Here is an 18,059-nt window from a genome sequence, read left to right as displayed (position 1 = left end):
GAAGCCCCTGGGCGAGGGGCATCTGCGAGTTGCTGGCATCAAACCACGCGCGCAGCTGCCCGGGGGTGGGCTGGGCTGGCGGTGGGTTTTGCGCGGCCATCTGCAGGATGGCCTGGAGCTGTTGTGCGGACATGTGTCGCCCCTTCGCTCAGATGTAGGTGGAGGCGAGGCCGCCATCCACGGGCAGGTTGATGCCGCTCACCCAGCGTGCCGCGTCGCTGCACAAAAAGGCGATGACGGGCGCCACTTCATCGCTGAAGGCCGGGCGCTTCATCCGGTGCGCGTCTTTCTCCACCCGCTCCTGGCCCAGCATCTGCACAAAGTCGCCCAGGATGGGCGTGAACACGGGGCCCGGGGCCACGCAGTTCATGCGCACGCCGCGCTCCATGAAGATCTTTTGCGACTGGGTGTAGGTCCACACGATCAGCGCCTCCTTGAAGTACTGGTAGCAGGTGTCTTGCGCCACGGGGTGGGCGGCCAGCCACTTCGCGCCGTCATCAAAGCTGGTGGTGGCGCCCAGGGCGCGGTGGGTTTCCAGGCGCTGGGGCCACTCGGCCCCCAGGATGGAAGAGATATTGACGATGGAGCCGCCCTCGCCCATGCGCTCCAGCACACGGTGCGTGAAGTGGCGCAGTCCCAGATAGTTGACGCGGCCCACCAGCTCGGCGGGCGATGTGCCCGGCACGCCTGCAATGTTGGCCAGCGCATCGATCTTGGCGGGCAGTTGCGCCACGGCGGCGTCAATGGCGGCCGGGTCGCCCAGGTCCACTTGCACAAAGCCGTCGAGCGTGAGCGTGGGCGCATTGCGGTCCACACCGATCACGCGGGCGCCCTGCTGGCGGGCGAGCTTGGCAAAGTCTGCGCCGATGCCCGAGCAGCAGCCGGTGACGACGATGGTTTTGTTGTGAAGGGTCATGAAAGTTGTCTCCTTAATTTGTGTCGATGGGAGCCCTTGTCCGTGGAGACCTGGGCTATTCGCGTGCTCTGGCCCTAAGACATGCAGCCAACCTCGGCAACTGGCGCAGCCCAGGCGAGGGCCGCCGCGCAAGGGCCGCCCCGCCGCGCTGGCGGCGTCTCCCTTCCCGCATCGCGCAGCGATTCGAGAGAAGGGGGAAGGCGCGCAGCGCCTCAGGGGGTTGTCGCTGCTAGAACGGGAATGCGGGCGGCGCGTCTTTGACCGTGATCCACTGCCACTGCGTGTACTCATCGATGTCCGCAGGCCCACCCACGCTGCCCCCGTTGCCACCCACACCGGGGCCGCCAAAGGGATTGGTGCACTCATCGTTCACCGTCTGGTCATTGATGTGGACCATGCCCGCACGCAGCCGCTGGCCGATGGCCATCGCGCGGCCCACGCTGGGGCTGATGACGGCCGCAGCCAGGCCGCCCTGGCTCGTGTTGGCCAGTTGCACGGCCTCGTCGTCGGTGCGGAAGGTGACGAGGTTGGCCACCGGGCCGAAGGGCTCTTCGTCAAACGAACGGACGCCGGGCTTGACGCCCGAGAGCACCGTGGGCTTGTAGCAAAGGCCCTCGTAGGTGCCCCCCGCTTCGAGCTTTGCGCCCTGGGCCACGCTGTCCTTGATCACCTTGTCGAAGCGCTGCAGCTGCTTGGCGTCGATCATCGGGCCCAGGGCCACCTGGCCGCTGGCGCCATCGCCCACGGGCAGGTGCGTGGCCTTGCCCACCATGCGCTGCAGGATGGCTTCAGCAATCGACTCGTGCACCAGGATGCGGTTCGATGCCATGCAGATCTGCCCCTGGTGGAACCACGCGCCAAACGCGGCGGCGCTGGCCGCAGCATCGGGGTCGGCGTCTTCCAGAATGATGAGGTTGTTGGCGCCGCCCAGCTCCAGCGACACCTTCTTCAGGTGCTGCCCCGCCAGCGCGCCGATGCGGCGGCCCACGGCGGGTGAGCCGGTGAAGGCGATCATGGGCACGCGCTCGTCCACCACCAGCGCCTCGCCCGCCTCGGCGTCGCCGGGCACCACCTGCAGCAAGCCCTTGGGCAGACCGGCTTCTTCAAACACGCGGGCCATGATGAAACCGCCGCTCACCGGCGTGCGGGTGTCGGGCTTGAGCACCACCGCGTTGCCCAACGCCAGCGCCGGGGCCACCGAGCGCAATCCCAGGATGAGCGGGAAGTTGAACGGCGAGATCACGCCCACCACGCCGTGCGGCACGCGCCGGGCGATGGACAGGCGGCCGGGCGTGCTGGGCAGCACCTGGCCCTGTGCCTGCATGGGCAGGGCTGCGGCCAGGTGGCAAAGCGTGATGGCCTCGCGCACCTCGTGCTGGCCCTTGGGCAAGATGCCGCCGGTTTCGCGGGCGACTGCCATGGCCAGCTCGTCAAAGTGCAGCTCAAAAATACTGGCTGCACGATGGAACACCGCCGCACGCTCGCGCGGCCCCGTGGCAGCCCATGCAGCCTGCGCTTGCTGCGCCCGGCCAATGGCGGCCTGCATCTCTGCCGCACTGGCAATGCCCACACGGCTGAGCACCTGGCCCGTAGCAGGCTCGACCGCGTCACGCGCTGTGCTCAGCGAAGTTTCCCACGCACCGTCAAAGGCCTTGCCCGCCCACAGGCGGTTGTCCAGCAGGCCTGGTTTTTCTGAAACACCCATTGCATTGCTCCTTGGTTGAAATCAAAACCCACCGCATTGCCGCGGCGGTGTGACCTCAAATTGCAACGGGCGTACCAGCCCCACGCGCCCCAACGCCGTTGAACACGCTCGACGAGGCTTTTTTGAGAGGGGACGCTACGGACTTTCCCTAGGCTGAAAGACGGCTGGCATGGGGGACTTTTTGCCACCAAATAGTTACCATTCATAAACAAATGGCCGCTTGCCAATTGCTCAAATGATCACTTTCTGATCCATTTTTGATGACTGCCGGAGAACCCATGTCCCGACGCCGTGTCTCCCTGGCCGATCTGAATCGCAGCACAGCCACCAGCCAGGCCGGGGGTTTGCTTGCCCCGACCGAGCCCTGTGCCCTGGGCGGGTTCGACACCGTCGGCGTGAGCCAGCACACCCACCCCACGGTGGCCGACATCAGCGAATGCCTGTTCTTCTCGCCCGGCGACGGGCGCATCTGGCTGCAAGACCAGCGCATGATCCTGCTGCACTCCGAGGCCCTGGGATCGCTGCGGCGCGAGCTGATCGACAGCATCGGCCTGGACAAGGCACGCGGCCTGCTCACCCGCGCGGGCTATGTGAGCGGCGCGCGCGACGCCCGCCTGGTGCGCCAGCAATGGCCGAATGCCGAACCCACGGCGGCGGCCATTGCGGGCACCCGCCTGCATGCGCTGGAGGGCGTGGTGCAGGTGGAAGTGGTGCACGCCCGCTACGACGCGGACAGGGGCGCGTACGAAGGCGAATTCCTGTGGCACAACTCCAGCGAGGACGACGAGCACATTGCCGCCTATGGCGTGGGCGGATCGCCCGCGTGCTGGATGCAGGTGGGCTACGCCACGGGCTATGTGAGCACCTTGTTCGGCCACATGATCGTTTTTCGCGAGGTGGACTGCCGCTCGTCCGGCGCCGCGCACTGCCGCGTGGTCGGCAAGTCGGCCCACCTGTGGGAAGACCCCGAGCAGGATTTGTTCTACCTGAACGCCCAGGACTTTGTGGGCACCCCGCCCGCATCGCTGCCCCCCTCGATGCCAGAAGGGGCGCAGGGCAAGGCGCGCACCACCTACCTGGGCGTGCCACCGGGCAAAACCTCCGCGCCCCCCGCAGGCACCGCCGCCGAGCCCACGGCCCAAGCCACCATGGTGGGCGCCTCATCCGCCTTCAACGCCGCCTGCCACATGCTGCAGCGCGTGGCGCCCACCGCCGCCACCGTGTTGTTCACCGGCGAATCGGGCGTGGGCAAAGAGATGTTTGCCAGCATGCTGCACCGCATCAGCCCGCGCAAAGACCAGCCCTTTGTGGCTATCAACTGCGCGGCCATCCCCGACACGCTGGTGGAAAGCGAACTGTTTGGCGTGGAGCGTGGCGCCTACACCGGCGCAGGCACATCGCGCCCCGGGCGCTTTGAGCGCGCGCACGGCGGCACCCTCTTCCTCGACGAAATCGGCACGCTCAGCCTGGTGGCCCAGGGCAAGCTGCTGCGCGCTCTGCAAGAGGGCGAAGTAGAGCGCGTGGGCGGCACCCGCACCGTGCGCGTGGACGTGCGCCTGGTGGCCGCCACCAACGTGGACCTGCGCCAGGCCGTGCGCGAAGGCACTTTCCGCGAAGATTTGTTCTACCGCCTCAACGTATTCCCCATCCACCTGCCCCCGCTGCGCGACCGGCGCGACGACATCCCTTTGCTGATGAGCCACTTCCTTGCGCACTACCAACGCAAGCACCAGCGCCAGGTACCCGGCTTCAGCCAGGCAGCGGTGAAGGCGATGTTTCACTACCCGTTTCCCGGCAACATCCGCGAGCTGCAGAACCTAATCGAGCGCAGTGTGATTTTGGCCACCGATGGCGAGCCGATCGAGCCGCACCATTTGTTTGCCGGGGGCGAACAGCCGAGCTCGGACGTGATGTCGCTGCACCTGAATCCGAACAGCACGGGCACGCTGCATGCGACGGGGCAGCCGCAACGTGGAGTTGCCGCGGGCGCCGTTGCCCCGCAAAACCCAGCACCCCCACAGCCAACATCCAGCTGGAACCCGACACCCACCGCCACGCCAACGGTCGCGCCGCTGCATCAGGCCGAAGAACAATTGCTGCGGCAGGCGCTGCACAGCGCGGGAGGCAATGTGGCGTCGGCGGCAAGGCTGCTGGGGATCAGCCGAGCGACGATGGCTTATCGGGTGAAGAAGTTTGGGATTTGAGGAAGGAACAATGCGAGCGGCTTGCAACGGTTGCGGTCACCCAAGCAGGTCACTTGGAAGACTGGTTCGGGCCCATGTCCGACATTCGACAACCTTCATGTGAACCAGTCATAAAACACCTCGATCTGGCTTGTAGCGACCAAAGCTTGGAGCGGAAAGACCCGCCAAGGAGTTGCGACCTCCATGTCATTGAGGCGAACTAACAATTGATCTCGTACAGCCGGCTTCACCTCCTGCCGCCAGTTCAGTACCTGGCCCCAGGTTGAACTCCCGTTCAAGTGCAAAGGAAACCGTGCGGTCTGAACTGAAGCGCTATAGGCCGTTGGAAAGAGCCGCCTATATGCCTGCAGGTTGTAGAGCCAGGAAACGCCGCGCACGGTTGTAACGCTGGGCTCAGTGCGCTGAACATGCGAAATCAGATCTTGCAGGTCGGCCCTCCTCGCACTGGAATTCTCAATAGCCAGCGGACTGGAATTGATTCCATCCGGCGCAACAAAGTGGATGCGCAAGGTACCGCATGCATCGGGCGGATCGTAAGAGAAACAGCCGAACGACCGTGTGACTTCGACGTAGGAAAGAGATCGTTGGAACCCGGCACATAAAGCGACTTGCTCGGCATGGTCATCGACCGCGCTTTTTACCCTGTCCAGAAAGAGATCCCACCTACTCGCGCCAGTGTCCCCCCACAGATTCAGCCTGCGTCGCAAGTTGGTACAGCGGTCAATGGCGACGTCGAACGGCACTGCTGCTTTCACCGCGTAGCACTTGGCAAATTTCAATTGAAGGGAGAAATAGTCCTCAAGCATGGATATGACGTTAGCACCGTCTTGCCAACTTCCGTTGCCGGGTGGCAGAGACTGCAGGGAGGTGAACGGCATTGCGGGGGGCTGTGCGTGAGACATGGCGCGGTCCTGCGGTGGGAGCGGCGTTGGGTGATGGGTAGGGAGGGCTATAGCGCATCCAGCCGCGTGCGCAGGTCAGCGGCATGGTCGCGCAGCGCATCGAGTTGCGGACCCTGCATTTTGGAGTTGCCTGTACACCATGCCCAGCCGGAAGCTCTGGCTCAACGTGGCATCGGCCAGGCTTGCTGCTGTCGCGCGCCACCCAGCGCAGCGGGCCGGTGTTGATGAAGGCGCCCTCCCACGGCATGGCCACGGGGGCAGCGTAGCGCAGCATCACGGCCCAGCGGCCACGGCAGCGCCAGCGCGCGCTACGGGGGCGAGCAACGGTACGGCCTGCGGGGCAGGCACCGCCAACATCACAGCGTCGTAACGCTGGTGGAGTGGGCCATGCTCTGCGGAGGTGATGGTCCAGCCGCCCTCGGAGCAGTCCAGCCGCTGTACGGTGGTTTGCCACTGCGCCGCGCACGGTCGCCCAGGCTCTGCACCAGCCACGCGGCGGGCGACGTCATGCGCGGTGTGCCCACAAACCGCTCCAGCGGAGTGTGCGGCGTGGTCCATATGCTGCCGTCAAAACTGGCCAGGCGGGCATCCCACACTGCGGCCACGCCCGCCCGCTGCCAGTGGGCCACCTCCGCACGAAAGGCGGGATCGCGGGCGGTGAAATACTGCGCGCCGTGGTCGCACTGCCAGGCACCGTGCTCGTCTTCAGGGCAACGGGTGCTCATGCGGCCGGAAGGTCCACGGCTTTTGTCAAACACATGCACCATGTGGCCTGCCTGCAGCAGCGCCTGCGCACACGACAGACCTGCCAGGCCTGCGCCAATGACGGCAATGGTTTGTGGCGCAGGGAGCTTCATGATTTTGGGTCGGTGCGTTCGTGGGTCACCCAGATCAGCGCCTGGGTGTCGATGCCCCAGGACGTTGGCACGGGCGATGAGCTGCTCGCGCACGGCGGGGCCAGTTGTTTGGTGCGCGACAAGATCCAGCAGTAGCTGAGGTCGGGCCTCACCACCAGCGCCCATTGGTAGTCCGCATCCAGCGCGGCCACGTGGTAGCTGCCGTAGAACGGACCAAAGAACGACACCTTGAGCGACGCGGTGTTCGCATCGCCGGTGAACTTCGCCTTGCCGTCCGCCTGGCGCCAGCCATTCTTGCCGGTGTCAAAGCCCCGGTTGCACACGCACGCTGTCGTCCCCCTGACGCTGGTAGGTGGCGCTCACGTCCGTCATGCCGCGTTCAAACGAATGGTCGAGCCGGGCGACTTCGTACCAGCAGCCTTCGTAGCGGGCCAGGTCGAACGGGGTGAAGGGTGTGATGCCGGGGGGTGGGCTGGCGGATGAGCAGCCAGTGAGGGCCAACACCATGGCAACCATCACCAGCAACACGGACCGGTGGGCCCAGGGGAACAATCGGGGCATAAATTACCAATCAGTCGCAAAACAAACCAAATGGCAACTCGATGGGATTTCCGTGCGGTGTCGGATGGCCTCTGGCACGTCTGGCCCATACCGTGCCCCGTAAACTTGCACCATGGCTATTCAAATCACTGTGTATTCCAAGTCCGCCTGCCCGCAATGCGAGTCGGCCAAGATGCTCCTCAAGTCGCGCTCGCTGCCGTATGAGGAAATCAAGATCGATGACGAGGCCGAGCGCCTGGCCTTTTATGCCAAGTGCGGGCCCTCAGTGCGGCAGATGCCGCAGATCTTTATCAATGACCAGCGCGTAGGTGGACTGGCCGGGTTGCAGGCAGCGTTGGCGCAAATCGCCCCGCAGAGCCCAGCTTAACGGCCTGAACTACCGGTACTGCGCCGCGGTGATGAACTCGCTGAAGGTCTCACACCACACGATCACGGTGTTGAACTTCTCCAGGTCCACGCCCTGCGGCACCGGGACGATGAAGTTGTTGAACGTCTTCACATCCCCCACGCGCAGCATCTGGGGCTTGAGGCGCTTGAATTCGGCCTCGGTCTCGACAAACTCGGGCGACAGGTAGAGCTTGTAGTCCGGCCCCGGGGCCAGCTTGCCCAGCAGGCTGACGGCCTGCGGGCCGAGGGACACGGCGCCCTCGCCCCAGTGCAGGGCGTCGCTGTCTTTCAGGTCACGGCGGAAGGTGGCCGTCCATGGGGCGGTGGGCAGGCTGGATTGGATCTCCTGCTGCGTGGGCGCATCCGGCGCTATCAAGATCGGCAGCACATACACACCCAGCGCAAACCCCAAAGCCAGGGCAAGCAGGTGCGAGGCGATGAGCAGCAGGGGTTTCATGGCGAGGGGTTGCGTGATGTGGGCCCAATGTACCGCGCGGCGCCCTCGCCTTCAACGCTGCGCGACTCCCCGCTCTATCCGTTCAGGATGCGCGTGCCAGAAACCCGTCTACCAGCGCGTAATGCGCCGGCACATTGAGCGCGGGTGCATGGCCGCAGCCGGGCACCTCCACTACCTGCGCCAGCCCGCGCGCGCCGGGGCCCCGCGTGAGCATCTCGGCGGTGGTCTCGCGCAGCACCAGGTCGGATTCCGCACCGCGCAGGCACAGCACGGGGATCTCCAGCGCGTCGTAGTGGTCCCAGATCAGATAGTCGTTGGTGTGGTGCGTGAACTGCTGCACCATGGCCGGGTCGTAGTGCGGCGTCACGCGGCCGTCGGGCAGGCGCCGGGTCGAGGTCTCGGTCAGGCGGCGCCACTGCGCATCGCTGAGCCAGCCGTAGGGCTGGTACACCTGCCGGAAGAAGGCTTCCAACTCCATCACGGTGTCAAACGAGGGCGGGTGGCCCGCATAGGCCTTGATGCGCTCGAGCGCGGCATCCGCCAGGCGGGGCGCGTTGTCGTTGAGCAGCAGGCTGGCGATGCGCTCCTTGAACTGCGGCTGGAACAGGCCCGATGCGCACACCGTGCCGATCGCTCCACCCATCGACGTGCCCACCCAGTGCGCCTTCTCGATGCCCAGCTGGTCGAACAGGCCGGCCGCGATGCGCGCGTAGAACGACAGGCGGTACTCGTCCTGCGGCGCCCGCGCCCACTGGCTCAGGCCCCGGCCGATGGTGTCGGGGCAGATCACGCGGTAGCGCGGGGCGAGGTGCGCGGCGAGTTCGTCCATGTCGCGCCCGGTGCGCGCCAAGCCATGCCATGCCACCACCACGGGGGCATCGCGCGCACCCCACTCCATGTAGTGGATTTCATAGCCGGCGCAAGTGGCGTAGCGCGAGATGGGGGACATGGTGGCAACCTTTGGGAACAACAGATGGAAAACAGGTGGCGGCCGGCTACTTCATGAGGCGGCCATTGCTGCCAATGACGGTGACCTCGACATAGCGCGAGCCGATGCGGTTGGTGGGCGAATAGCCCAGCGTGATGCCGCCCAGGTCATAGCTCTGCATCGACTCCAGCGCCTTGACGACCTTGGTGCGCGTGGGCAGGGGCCCGGCGCGGCGCAGGGCTTCGACCAGTACCTTGGCGCCCAGGAACTGCTCGAAGCTGGTGTAGTTGACCTCGGCATCGGGTGCGTATTTCTTGAGCAGCGACTGGTACTCGCGCACCACCGGCAGCTGAGGCCGGTAGGGGTACGGCACCACCTGGCTGATGCCCAGGCCGTGGGCGTTTTTCAGGCCCGCCAGCTTGACCAGTTCGGTCGGGTCCACCACGGAGATGTTGTACAGCTGCGCGCCGCCGCCCTGCTCGCGGTAGCGCTGGATGAACGCGGCCGCGGGCTTGTTGACGGCGATCATGATGACGGCATGCACGTCGGCCGCCTTGATGGCCTTCACGGCATCGTCCACCTTGTCGGTGTTGCGTTCATAGCCAGCCGCCACCACGAGCTTGAGGTTGCGCTTGGCCAGCGCCGCCTCCACGCCCGCCAGGCCCGCCTTGCCAAAACCGTCGTCCTGGTACATCACGGCCACGCGGTTCATGCCCAGCGTGGTGAGCTGCTGGACCATGTGTTCAGTCTCGTCCGCATACCCGGCGCGCACATGGAAGATCCACGGGTTGAAAGGGTTGCGCAGGGATTCGCCCCCCGTGTAGGGCGCCACCAGCGCGGCGCCGCCCTGCTCCAGCACGCCGTCGGCCAGCAGCTGGGTGATGTTGGCCGTGCCCGCGAAACCGTACAGCGCCACCACCTCGGGCCTGGCCAGCATCTCGCGGGTCAGCTTCACGGTGTCGTCCACCTTGTAGGCATCGTCTACCACCGCCTGGCGGATGGAGGCGCCATGCACGCCGCCCTGGGCGTTGATCCAGTCGAAGTAGATCTTGCCGCCCAGCACCATCTGCGCGCCGGTGCTGGCCAGCACGCCCGACAAGGGCGCCACCTGCCCCACCACGATCTCGGCGGCACGCGCGGGCGCGGTGCCGCCAGCGGCGCCAAGGGCCAGCACAACGGGCACCGCCAGCGCCGACGCCATGCGGCGGCCCCAGGTCTTCATCACAGCGTTCATACATCCATCCTTTGCGCCAGAAACACATGGCCCCGGCGCCACGCCCACCGCGGGCGCGGCACACGGGGTGATTCCCTCTTTCGCCAGCCGGGGGCCCGCGTCAGTCGGGGATGGAGATGGCGCCTGCCGCAATGGCAATGGCATTGGCCGCAGCGGGCACGGTGGCCAGTGGCGGCACGTTGACGGCAGTGATGGCCGGCGCGCTGCCGGGTGTGCCGCCCCGGGGCACGGTGCGCACCACCTGGCTGGCGGGCAAGGCCTTGCCATTGGCCAGGTGCTCGTACACGGCATCGAGCGCGTGGTTCAGGTACACGTGCAGCGGTACGTAGCGCGTGTCGTAGCCCGGCAGCACCGTGGGCAGGCCGATGAAACTGTCGAAATGCTGGGCGTTGGCCACTTCCACATAGCTGAGCCGGCTGGCTGCGCCCTCGATCTTCTTGTTCAACGCGGCATAGGGGCGCGAGGTGTGGCTCACGGGCAGCAGCGCATCGGCCCGGCCGTGCACGATGACGGCGGGCTTGCCCCGCAGGTTGCCGTTGCGGCGGGTTTCATCCACGCCGGCCTGCAGTTTCCTGGCCGCTGCGTCGGTGCCGGTGACCAGGTTGCGCAGGCATAGCGCGCCCGCCGTGTTCCAGTCGGCCACGCCCGCGTCCGAGAACGACAGGAAGTCGCGCGCCGGGCCCAGCTTGCCCAGGTTGTTCACGAGGTTGATGCCACCGGAAGGCGGCACGCCGTTGCCGGTGGCGAACATGCCCGGCAACGCTGCGGCCGCCAGGGGCACCACCGCGCCCGTGGTCGCCGTGGCCGCGTAGCTGAAGCCGCACAGGTGGTCCTTCACGCTGCTGCGCGACAGGCTGTTGGCAAAGGTCACCGCCACGGCCGGGGCCACTTCGAACGCGGCCAGCGAGGCATGCAGGTCGTTCGACTCGGGCTCCCAGCCATAGGCGCGCAGCTTTTGCAGCGCCTCTTCGGCCTGCGCTGCGGTGGTGGAGGCCGACAGCAGCCCCGCCGTCTTGAGCGCCGCGCAGCGGTTGGGCGCGATGGGCAGCGCCGCGCTGGCAAACCCGGCCGCGAACGCCGCGGCGAAGGGGCTGGCGCTGACCGACGGCGCCAGCGATGCACAGGCCTGGTACAGGTTGGCGTAGGTGGTGAAGTCCACCAGCGTCTTGCCCGTGACCGCCACCTCGGTGCTGCCACGGCGCACCGTGACGCCAGGGTTGGCGGGCAGCTCCAGCGCGGGCTCGGACACGGCCACACCGCTGATCAGGCCCTGCGTGTCCTGCTCGGCGGCGGCGATCGCAGCGCCGCCACCGTTGGAAATGCTGGACGCAATCACGATGGTGTTGCGGGGCGTGAGCGTCTTCAGGCGCTGGCCGGCCGCGTTGGTCTCGCCGTGGCGCTGGTTGAGGACGTAGTAGCCGAACTCCACCGCCTGCAGCGTCGTGGTGCCCCAGTCCTTCTCGGCGTTCTGGCCTGAATGGGCATGCTTGAAGGCGAAGCGGTCGGGGGTGGCCTTGTTGAAGGCCGCGAGCTCCGATGCCGTGAGCCCGGCATTGAAGGCCGCATCCTTGCCCGCCGCGGTGGCGGTGGTCCGGGTGCCGTCGATGAGCGGCACGGTGTCGTTCTGCAGGTCGTGCGGCGCACCGCCCGTGCCCTTGTCCGAATACGCCACGGCGCAGCCGCGCTTGAGGCCCCACTCGCCCGTGGAGATGCCGCCATACACGCCGCGCGAGCCCGACGTGGTCGCGGTGATCATGCAGGGCTTCCTGGGATCGAAGCTCGCAGGCACCTGCACCATCAGGGTGACATTCTTGCGGCCCGTGCCGTCGTCGGCGAACGCGATGTACTCGGTGCCCGCCACCTTGCCCTCGCCCGCCGTGACCTTGCCCTGCGCGTCCACGTTGGGGCCGTACAGCAGGCCGTAGCCACCCGCGGCCGTCATGTCGAGCATGGCGCGGTAGTTGGTGTGGATGGCCGTGCGGCGCAACTCGGCGGCGGTGGGCTTGAGCGGGTCGGCATAGGCGGGCGGCAGCGCCGCCGCCATGCCGGTGGCACCGAGGCCCGCGGTCAACAGGTCGTTGCTGCTGCCGTCATAGGCAGTCTCGGCAATGGCGCCCAGGTATGCGGGCTTTGCATTGAGGGGGACTTGCTCGCCATCCCCACCGCCACAGGCGGCGAGAACGGCGGCTGCCACCGCGGCGGGAACGAACGGACGAAACCCTGTCTTCATGCTCATCATGTGCTTGTCTCCTGGTATTTTTCTTCGCGTTGCTTCTTGCACAGCTGACCCATGCCCCTTCCGCACCAGCCCGCGTGCGGGAAGGGGCCGCCTACCCCGCCTTGCGCGCAGCTGCCGCGCGCAGGCGCCCCACCACACCGGTAGGGAAGTAATACACCGACAGAACGAACAGCACGCCCAGCCACAGCAGCCAGCGGTCCGGCGAGAGCAGCGCAGACAGCCAGGGCAGGCCCGAGGTGGCCTCGTGCCCCAGGCGCAGCAGGTCCTGCAGGTAGCTTTGCGCCACCAGGAAGAGCACGGCGCCGATGGCCGATCCGTAGATGGTGCCCATGCCGCCGATCACCACGATGAGCAGGCAGTCCATCATGATTTCGAAGCTGAGCGAGGTGTCGGGTCCGTTGTAGCGCAGCCAGAGCGCGAGCATCGCGCCCGCCATGGTGGCGAACAGCGCCGACAGCACGCTCGACGTGGTGCGGTACACCACCACGCGGTAGCCGATGGCCTCGGCGCGGAACTCGTTCTCGCGGATGGCCTGCAGCACGCGGCCGAACGGTGAATTGACGATGCGCAGCAGCGCCAGCACCAGCGCCAGCGCCGCGACGAACAGCAGGTAGTAGCAGATCAGGCGGCCGTCGATGGCCACGCCCAGGAAGGGCTCTTCAAAGGGCTCGAAACTGGGCGACAGGATCTCGGGCACCTTGAAGGTCAGGCCGTCTTCGCCGCCGGTGATGTCCGACAGCTGCGAGGCCAGCGTCTGGAACGCCGCGGCAACGGCCAGCGTGATCATCGCGAAGAAGATGGCGCGCACGCGCAGCGAGAACAAGCCCACTGCCAGCGACAGCAGCAGCGACAGCAGCAGCGCGCCGTCAATGCCCACGCCCAGCGCCGTCCAGGTCGGCCCCAGGCGGGTGGTGGCCACCGCGATGCCGTAGGCCCCGATGCCGAAGAACATGGTGTGCGCGAAGCTCACGATGCCGGTGTAGCCCAGCAGCAGATCGAAGCTGGCCACCAGCACCACGAAGATCAGCACCTTGGCTGCCACCGACAGCGCCTTGACGCCCGGGAACAGGAAGGGTGCAAACGCCAGCCCGATGAGGATGGCCACCAGGATCACCGCGAGCACCTTGCTGCGCGGGTAGTCGTTGGAAAGAAGTCGGTTCAGCATGTCTTGGGACTCCTCTTCAACGGTTCGCGACCGGGTACACACCCTGCGGGCGCCACAGCAGAATGGCCACCATCAGCGCGATGTTGGAGAACAGCGCCACCTTGGGCACCAGGAAGCCGGTGTAGTTGGCCATGAGCCCCACCAGCAGCGCGCCGATGAGGGCGCCGCCCGTGGACCCGAGGCCGCCGATGATGATCACGATGAAGATCAGCACGTTGACCTGCGCGCCCATCTGCGGCACCACGTTCTGCTGGTACAGGCCCCACATCACGCCACCCAGGCCCGCCAGGGCCGAACCCACGACGAACACGCCGATGAACAGGCGGCGGATGCGGTAGCCCAGGCTCTCGACCATCTCGCGGTCCTGCACGCCGGCGCGGATGAGCAGGCCGACCTTGGTGCGCGACAGCGTCCAGGCCAGCACGGCGAACACCAGCAGCCCCACAGCCACGGCCACCAGGCGGTATTTCTCGATGGCAGCATCGCCAATGAGCAGCGAGCCACGCATGCCCTCGGGCAGCGGCAGCGGGATCTGCGCGGGGCCCCAGATGACCTTGATGAGTTCTTCACCAATGATCATGCCGCCCATGGTGATGAGGATCTGCTTGAGGTGCTGGCCGTACACGGGCCGCACGATGAAACGCTCGAACGCCAGGCCCACCGCGCCCGCCACGGCCATGGCCACCAGCATGGCGGGCAGCACGGCCAGCAGGTTGCGCCACAGCTCGGCGCTTTGCGTCCAGTCGCCCATGGTGCCCAGCACGCTGGTGGCCACGAAGGCGCCCAGCGCGATGAACACGCCGTGGCCAAAGTTGAGCACGTCCATGAGGCCGAACACCAGCGTGAGGCCCGAGGCGATGATGAACACGATCATGCCCATGGCCAGCCCCGCCACCGTGAGCGTGAGCCAGGTGCTGGGCGAGCCGATGAAGGGCAGCACCAGCAGTGCCAGCGCGGGCACCAGGGCCAGGGGCTTCCAGTCGAAGTCGCGGGTGATGCTCATGCCCGGTCTCCTTGCGTGGCAAGCGCCACGCGCTTGAATGCTATATTTTTAATAGCTTTCGGCGCCTTGCCATCCAGCGCCAGAGGCCAAAATAGCTTGAAATTTTTTGTGGAATTCATAGTGCCAACCCCAGCAGCGACCGCTGCAGTGCCTCGTCCTGCGCCAGCGCGGCCATGCTGCCCGCATGCACCACCTGGCCGTTGTCCATCACGGCCACGGTGTCGCCGAGCCGCTTCGCGAAGTTGATGTTCTGCTCCACCAGCAGGATGGTCACGCCGCTCTTCTTGAGCTGGTCGAACGCCTCGATCATGTTGTTGATGATGGCGGGGGCGAGGCCCTTGCTCGGCTCGTCCACGATGAGCAGGTCGCGCGGCTCGACGATGGCGCGGCTCACGGCCACCATCTGCTTTTGCCCGCCGCTGAGCTTGCCGGCCGGGTGGTTCCAGAATTTCTCCACGGCCGGGAAGAGCTTGAAGATCCATTCGAGCCGTGCCGTGTCCATCTGCGCCGCGTTCTTGGCGCCGCGCGCGGCCAGCAGCATGTTTTCCTTCACGGTCAGGTCCGCGAAGATGCCCATGTTCTCGGGCACGTAGGCGATGTTCATGCCCGCGATCTGCGGTGTGTTCAGCGCCGTGATGTCCTTGCCCCCGAAGTGGACCGAGCCCTGGGACGCATGCCACAGGCCCATGATGGTGCGCAGCGTGGTCGTCTTGCCCGCGCCGTTGCGGCCCAGCAGCATGGTGAGCTGGCCCTTGGGCACGGCCAGGTCGACGCCGTGCAGGATGTGGTACGCGCCGATGTGGGTGTGCACGCCCTTGAGTTCGAGCAGGTTGCCGGTATTGTTGTTGGTGGTGGTGGTCATGCTGCCGCCTCCTTCGTCACGCCCAGGTAGGCCTCTTGCACCACGGGCGAGGCGATCACTTCTGCCGGCGGGCCGTCGGCCACCAGCGTGCCGTTGGTCAGCACGATGATGCGGTCGGCCAGCTCGCGCACCACGTCCATCTTGTGCTCCACCAGCAGGATGATCTTGGTCTTGTCTTTTTTCAGCTCGCGGATCAGGTTCAGGATCACGGGCGCCTCGTCGTGGCTCATGCCGGCCGTGGGCTCGTCGAACATGTAGACCTGCGGCTCCAGCGCCATGAGCAGCGCCACTTCGAGCTTGCGCTGGTCGCCGTGCGGCAGGCTGGCCACAGGGGTGTCGCGGCGCTCGTGCATGGCCACCGTGTGCAGGATGGCCAGCGCCCGTTCGGTCAGCGCGCGGTGGTCGCTCCAGATGCTCCACAGGTTCAGGCCCCGGCGGTGCTTGCCCTCCTGCGTGGCCTGCACGGCCAGGCGCACGTTCTCCAGCACGCTGAGGTTCGGGAACAGGTTGGTGAGCTGAAACGCCCGGCCCAGGCCCGCATGCGTGCGCGCCGAGACCGACTGGCCCGTGAGGTCCTGCCCGCCCAGCGTGACGCTGCCCGCCGTGGCGCGCAGCTGCCCCGAGATGAGGTTGAAGTACGTGGTCTTGCCCGCACCGTTGGGGCCCACGATGGCGGTCAGCGTGCCGGGCTCGAAGGAGCAGGTCACGGCGTTGACCGCCACGTGGCCGCCGAAGCGGATGGTCAAGTCCTTGGTGGCCAAGGTGCTCATGGGTGGTGTTTCACTTTCACGGTCGTCGTCATTTCATTCAAAGAGCCCGGCAACCCAGCCCTGCGGCGGGATGCCAAGACCTGCACTGCGTTTTCATCGCCAAACAGTCTCCGCAACTGGCGCGGGCGAAACCAGCAATCGCCGCGCAAGGGCCGCCCAAGCTGCACAGCGGCGTTTCTCCTGCGTGCGCTGGCGCCTCCCCTTCCCGAATGGCGCAGCCATCCGAGAGAAGGGGGAAGACGCGAAGCGGCTCACGGGGTTGTACATGCTTCAGCAGGTACCGATCACGTAGTACCCGGGGCTGGTCTGCTTGAGCGTGGTGGTCACGAACACGTTCCACCAGCCCATGCCCTGGTTGGAGCCCAGGGCATACGCGAAGCCCGCATAGGCGTACGCCCGGCCCGCGAGGGTGTGCGCATAGTTGCTGGCCGTGGTGCAGGTGCCCGTGCCGCCACCCGGCGCCGCCAGCGTGGTGCCGGATGCCGCGGCGGACACGGCGCCTTCGGCGCCGTTGGCATCGGCGGCACGCACGGTCCAGCTGTAGGTGGTGGAAGCGGCCAGGCCGGTGTCGCTGTAGTTCGTGGCGGTCACGGGCAGCGCGTTGACCTTGTTGGCGTTGCGGTACACGTTGTAGCTGGCAGCGCCCGAGACGGCATTCCAGGCAATCGCCATGCTGCTGGCGGTGGCGCCCGAGGTGCTCACGCCCGTGGGGGCAGGCAGGTCCACCGGCGGGTTGGTGGTGCCGCCGCTGGAGACCCGGTCCACCATGGCCTTGATGGCCGCCATCTGCGGACCGGACTTCTTGGCGTAGTTGGCGTTGTCGTAGCCCCACCAGTCAAAGCAGCTGTTGGTGGCGGCCGTGCTGGTCTGTGGGTACAGCATCACCATGTTGTTGGTGTCGGCCCAGCGGTTGTAGCCGGTGTTGCGCACGTACTGCTGCTGCACATCGCTGATGTTCTGCTTGCAGCCATGCAGCACCACATGCAGCTTGCAGGTGGTGCTGCCGCCCGCCTGGCAGGCCTGCGGCACATAGGCCCAGCCCGTGGCGGCCATGCCGTGGTTGGAGATGAATTCGCTCTGGTTGAACTCGATGAAGTTGCCGGTGGGCAGCGCCGCGTTGTTGCGTGCATTGAGCGGGCCGTACAGGTGCTGCAGCATGGCACCGGCCAGGTCGAAGTTGCAGTTGCTGATGTAGGGCGCGGCCTTGGTGGTGCAGCCGTTGCCGTAGTCGTCGGTGACCATGGCGTGCTCGGCCGCGATGTCCTTCTTGTAGACCACGTTGGCGGCCGGCACGAAGCTGTTGTAGTAGGTGCGCAGGGCATCCATCACGCCGGTCTTGACCGCACTGTCGAGCGTGCCCGAGAACAGGTAGACCTTCGAGTTCTGGAGATTGGCCACGGGGTCGATGGCGCCTTGGCTGGCCCAGGTGTTGGTGGTGCTGACCAGCGTGCTGGTGGGAATGCCCGCCGGGCTGGCCATGCAGCGCCCCGTGGCATTGACGACCGAGCCCTCGGCGCAATAGAACGGCCCGCCCGCGACCACGCCCACCCCTTTGGCAAACGTGGCCGAATACGCCACGTGCAGCTGCACGGCCATGAAGCCGCCAGCCGACAGGCCCGACACGGTGGTCTGGGTCTTGTCGATCTTGAGCGCGGGCAGGTTGACGGCGGCCATCGCGCCGCCCGCTGCGCACATTGAAATTACAGCCCCTGCTGCAGCCGCCCGGATGAAATTGAAAGCCATGTTGTCTTGTCTCCAAATAATTTTGAGAAAAACCGACCCTGCCCCCGTGTGATCCGGGGGTTCATGCATCAATTCACTGGAAAAAGAGGGGCGGCCGCCCCTGCGGGATGAACCCCGAAGGAGCAG

15 protein-coding genes and 1 pseudogene are annotated in these 18,059 nt (G+C 66.4%); 2 read left to right on the top strand and 14 right to left on the bottom strand.

From position 1 onward, the window contains the following. Nucleotides 1-148: 148 nt before the first annotated feature. Both ACAM51_RS24175 and ACAM51_RS24170 read right to left on the bottom strand, forming a co-directional pair. On the bottom strand, nucleotides 149-916 hold the full coding sequence (locus ACAM51_RS24175; RefSeq protein ID WP_369642127.1) for a coniferyl-alcohol dehydrogenase: 768 nt from the start codon (nucleotides 914-916) through the stop codon (nucleotides 149-151). A 229-nt stretch (nucleotides 917-1,145) separates the two neighbouring features. Next, entirely contained in the window at nucleotides 1,146-2,621 is a 1,476-nt protein-coding gene (locus ACAM51_RS24170; protein ID WP_369642126.1) for a benzaldehyde dehydrogenase, read from the bottom strand. 278 nt (nucleotides 2,622-2,899) lie between these two features. Between ACAM51_RS24170 and ACAM51_RS24165 the strand changes: the two genes are divergently transcribed. After that, complete coding sequence (locus ACAM51_RS24165; RefSeq protein ID WP_369642125.1) at nucleotides 2,900-4,825, top strand: sigma 54-interacting transcriptional regulator; 1,926 nt, start codon at nucleotides 2,900-2,902, stop codon at nucleotides 4,823-4,825. Nucleotides 4,826-4,920: 95 nt separating this feature from the next. On the opposite strand, the gene ACAM51_RS24160 is transcribed toward ACAM51_RS24165, so the two are convergent. From ACAM51_RS24160 to ACAM51_RS24150, 3 genes and pseudogenes are all read right to left on the bottom strand, one after another. Further along, nucleotides 4,921-5,703, bottom strand: coding sequence for a hypothetical protein (locus ACAM51_RS24160; protein WP_369642124.1), 783 nt, complete (start codon nucleotides 5,701-5,703; stop codon nucleotides 4,921-4,923). Nucleotides 5,704-6,083: 380 nt separating this feature from the next. Beyond that, entirely contained in the window at nucleotides 6,084-6,584 is a 501-nt protein-coding gene (locus ACAM51_RS24155) for an NAD(P)-binding protein (protein ID WP_369642123.1), read from the bottom strand. Further along, nucleotides 6,581-7,145, bottom strand: a pseudogene (locus ACAM51_RS24150) (lipocalin family protein). The gene ACAM51_RS24155 and the pseudogene ACAM51_RS24150 overlap by 4 nt, the downstream one beginning before the upstream one ends. Nucleotides 7,146-7,257: 112 nt before the next feature. On the opposite strand from ACAM51_RS24150, the gene ACAM51_RS24145 reads away from it, so the two are divergent. Further along, on the top strand, nucleotides 7,258-7,512 hold the full coding sequence (locus ACAM51_RS24145) for a glutaredoxin family protein (protein WP_369642122.1): 255 nt from the start codon (nucleotides 7,258-7,260) through the stop codon (nucleotides 7,510-7,512). Nucleotides 7,513-7,521: 9 nt separating this feature from the next. Here ACAM51_RS24145 and ACAM51_RS24140 read toward each other — a convergent pair whose 3' ends face one another. The 9 genes from ACAM51_RS24140 to ACAM51_RS24100 form a co-directional block, all read right to left on the bottom strand. Next, nucleotides 7,522-7,989 (bottom strand): DM13 domain-containing protein, encoded by a 468-nt coding sequence (locus ACAM51_RS24140; protein ID WP_369642121.1) that lies wholly within the window; start codon nucleotides 7,987-7,989, stop codon nucleotides 7,522-7,524. 82 nt (nucleotides 7,990-8,071) lie between these two features. Further along, on the bottom strand, nucleotides 8,072-8,938 hold the full coding sequence (locus ACAM51_RS24135) for an alpha/beta fold hydrolase (protein ID WP_218340757.1): 867 nt from the start codon (nucleotides 8,936-8,938) through the stop codon (nucleotides 8,072-8,074). Nucleotides 8,939-8,984: 46 nt separating this feature from the next. Next, the gene (locus ACAM51_RS24130; protein WP_218294061.1) at nucleotides 8,985-10,151 is read right to left on the bottom strand and encodes an ABC transporter substrate-binding protein; all 1,167 of its coding nucleotides are present in this window, start codon (nucleotides 10,149-10,151) and stop codon (nucleotides 8,985-8,987) included. A 100-nt stretch (nucleotides 10,152-10,251) separates the two neighbouring features. Further along, entirely contained in the window at nucleotides 10,252-12,390 is a 2,139-nt protein-coding gene (locus ACAM51_RS24125; protein WP_369642120.1) for a D-(-)-3-hydroxybutyrate oligomer hydrolase, read from the bottom strand. Between the two features lie 91 nt (nucleotides 12,391-12,481). Beyond that, complete coding sequence (locus ACAM51_RS24120) at nucleotides 12,482-13,555, bottom strand: branched-chain amino acid ABC transporter permease (RefSeq protein WP_369642119.1); 1,074 nt, start codon at nucleotides 13,553-13,555, stop codon at nucleotides 12,482-12,484. A 16-nt stretch (nucleotides 13,556-13,571) separates the two neighbouring features. Next, entirely contained in the window at nucleotides 13,572-14,558 is a 987-nt protein-coding gene (locus tag ACAM51_RS24115) for a branched-chain amino acid ABC transporter permease (protein ID WP_218294058.1), read from the bottom strand. Between the two features lie 115 nt (nucleotides 14,559-14,673). Then, nucleotides 14,674-15,420: an ABC transporter ATP-binding protein gene (locus ACAM51_RS24110; RefSeq protein ID WP_369642118.1), complete on the bottom strand. Its 747-nt coding sequence runs from the start codon at nucleotides 15,418-15,420 to the stop codon at nucleotides 14,674-14,676. Next, on the bottom strand, nucleotides 15,417-16,190 hold the full coding sequence (locus ACAM51_RS24105) for an ABC transporter ATP-binding protein (protein WP_218294056.1): 774 nt from the start codon (nucleotides 16,188-16,190) through the stop codon (nucleotides 15,417-15,419). Before ACAM51_RS24105 ends, ACAM51_RS24110 begins: the two co-directional genes overlap by 4 nt. Nucleotides 16,191-16,460: 270 nt before the next feature. Then, nucleotides 16,461-17,933: a PHB depolymerase family esterase gene (locus ACAM51_RS24100; protein WP_369642117.1), complete on the bottom strand. Its 1,473-nt coding sequence runs from the start codon at nucleotides 17,931-17,933 to the stop codon at nucleotides 16,461-16,463. Nucleotides 17,934-18,059 lie beyond the last annotated feature (126 nt).

The organism is Acidovorax sp. A79, assembly GCF_041154505.1.
Lineage (GTDB): Bacteria > Pseudomonadota > Gammaproteobacteria > Burkholderiales > Burkholderiaceae_C > Acidovorax.
The sequence above is the reverse complement of the archived record's forward strand: the minus strand, read 5'-3'. Positions and strand labels throughout refer to the sequence as shown.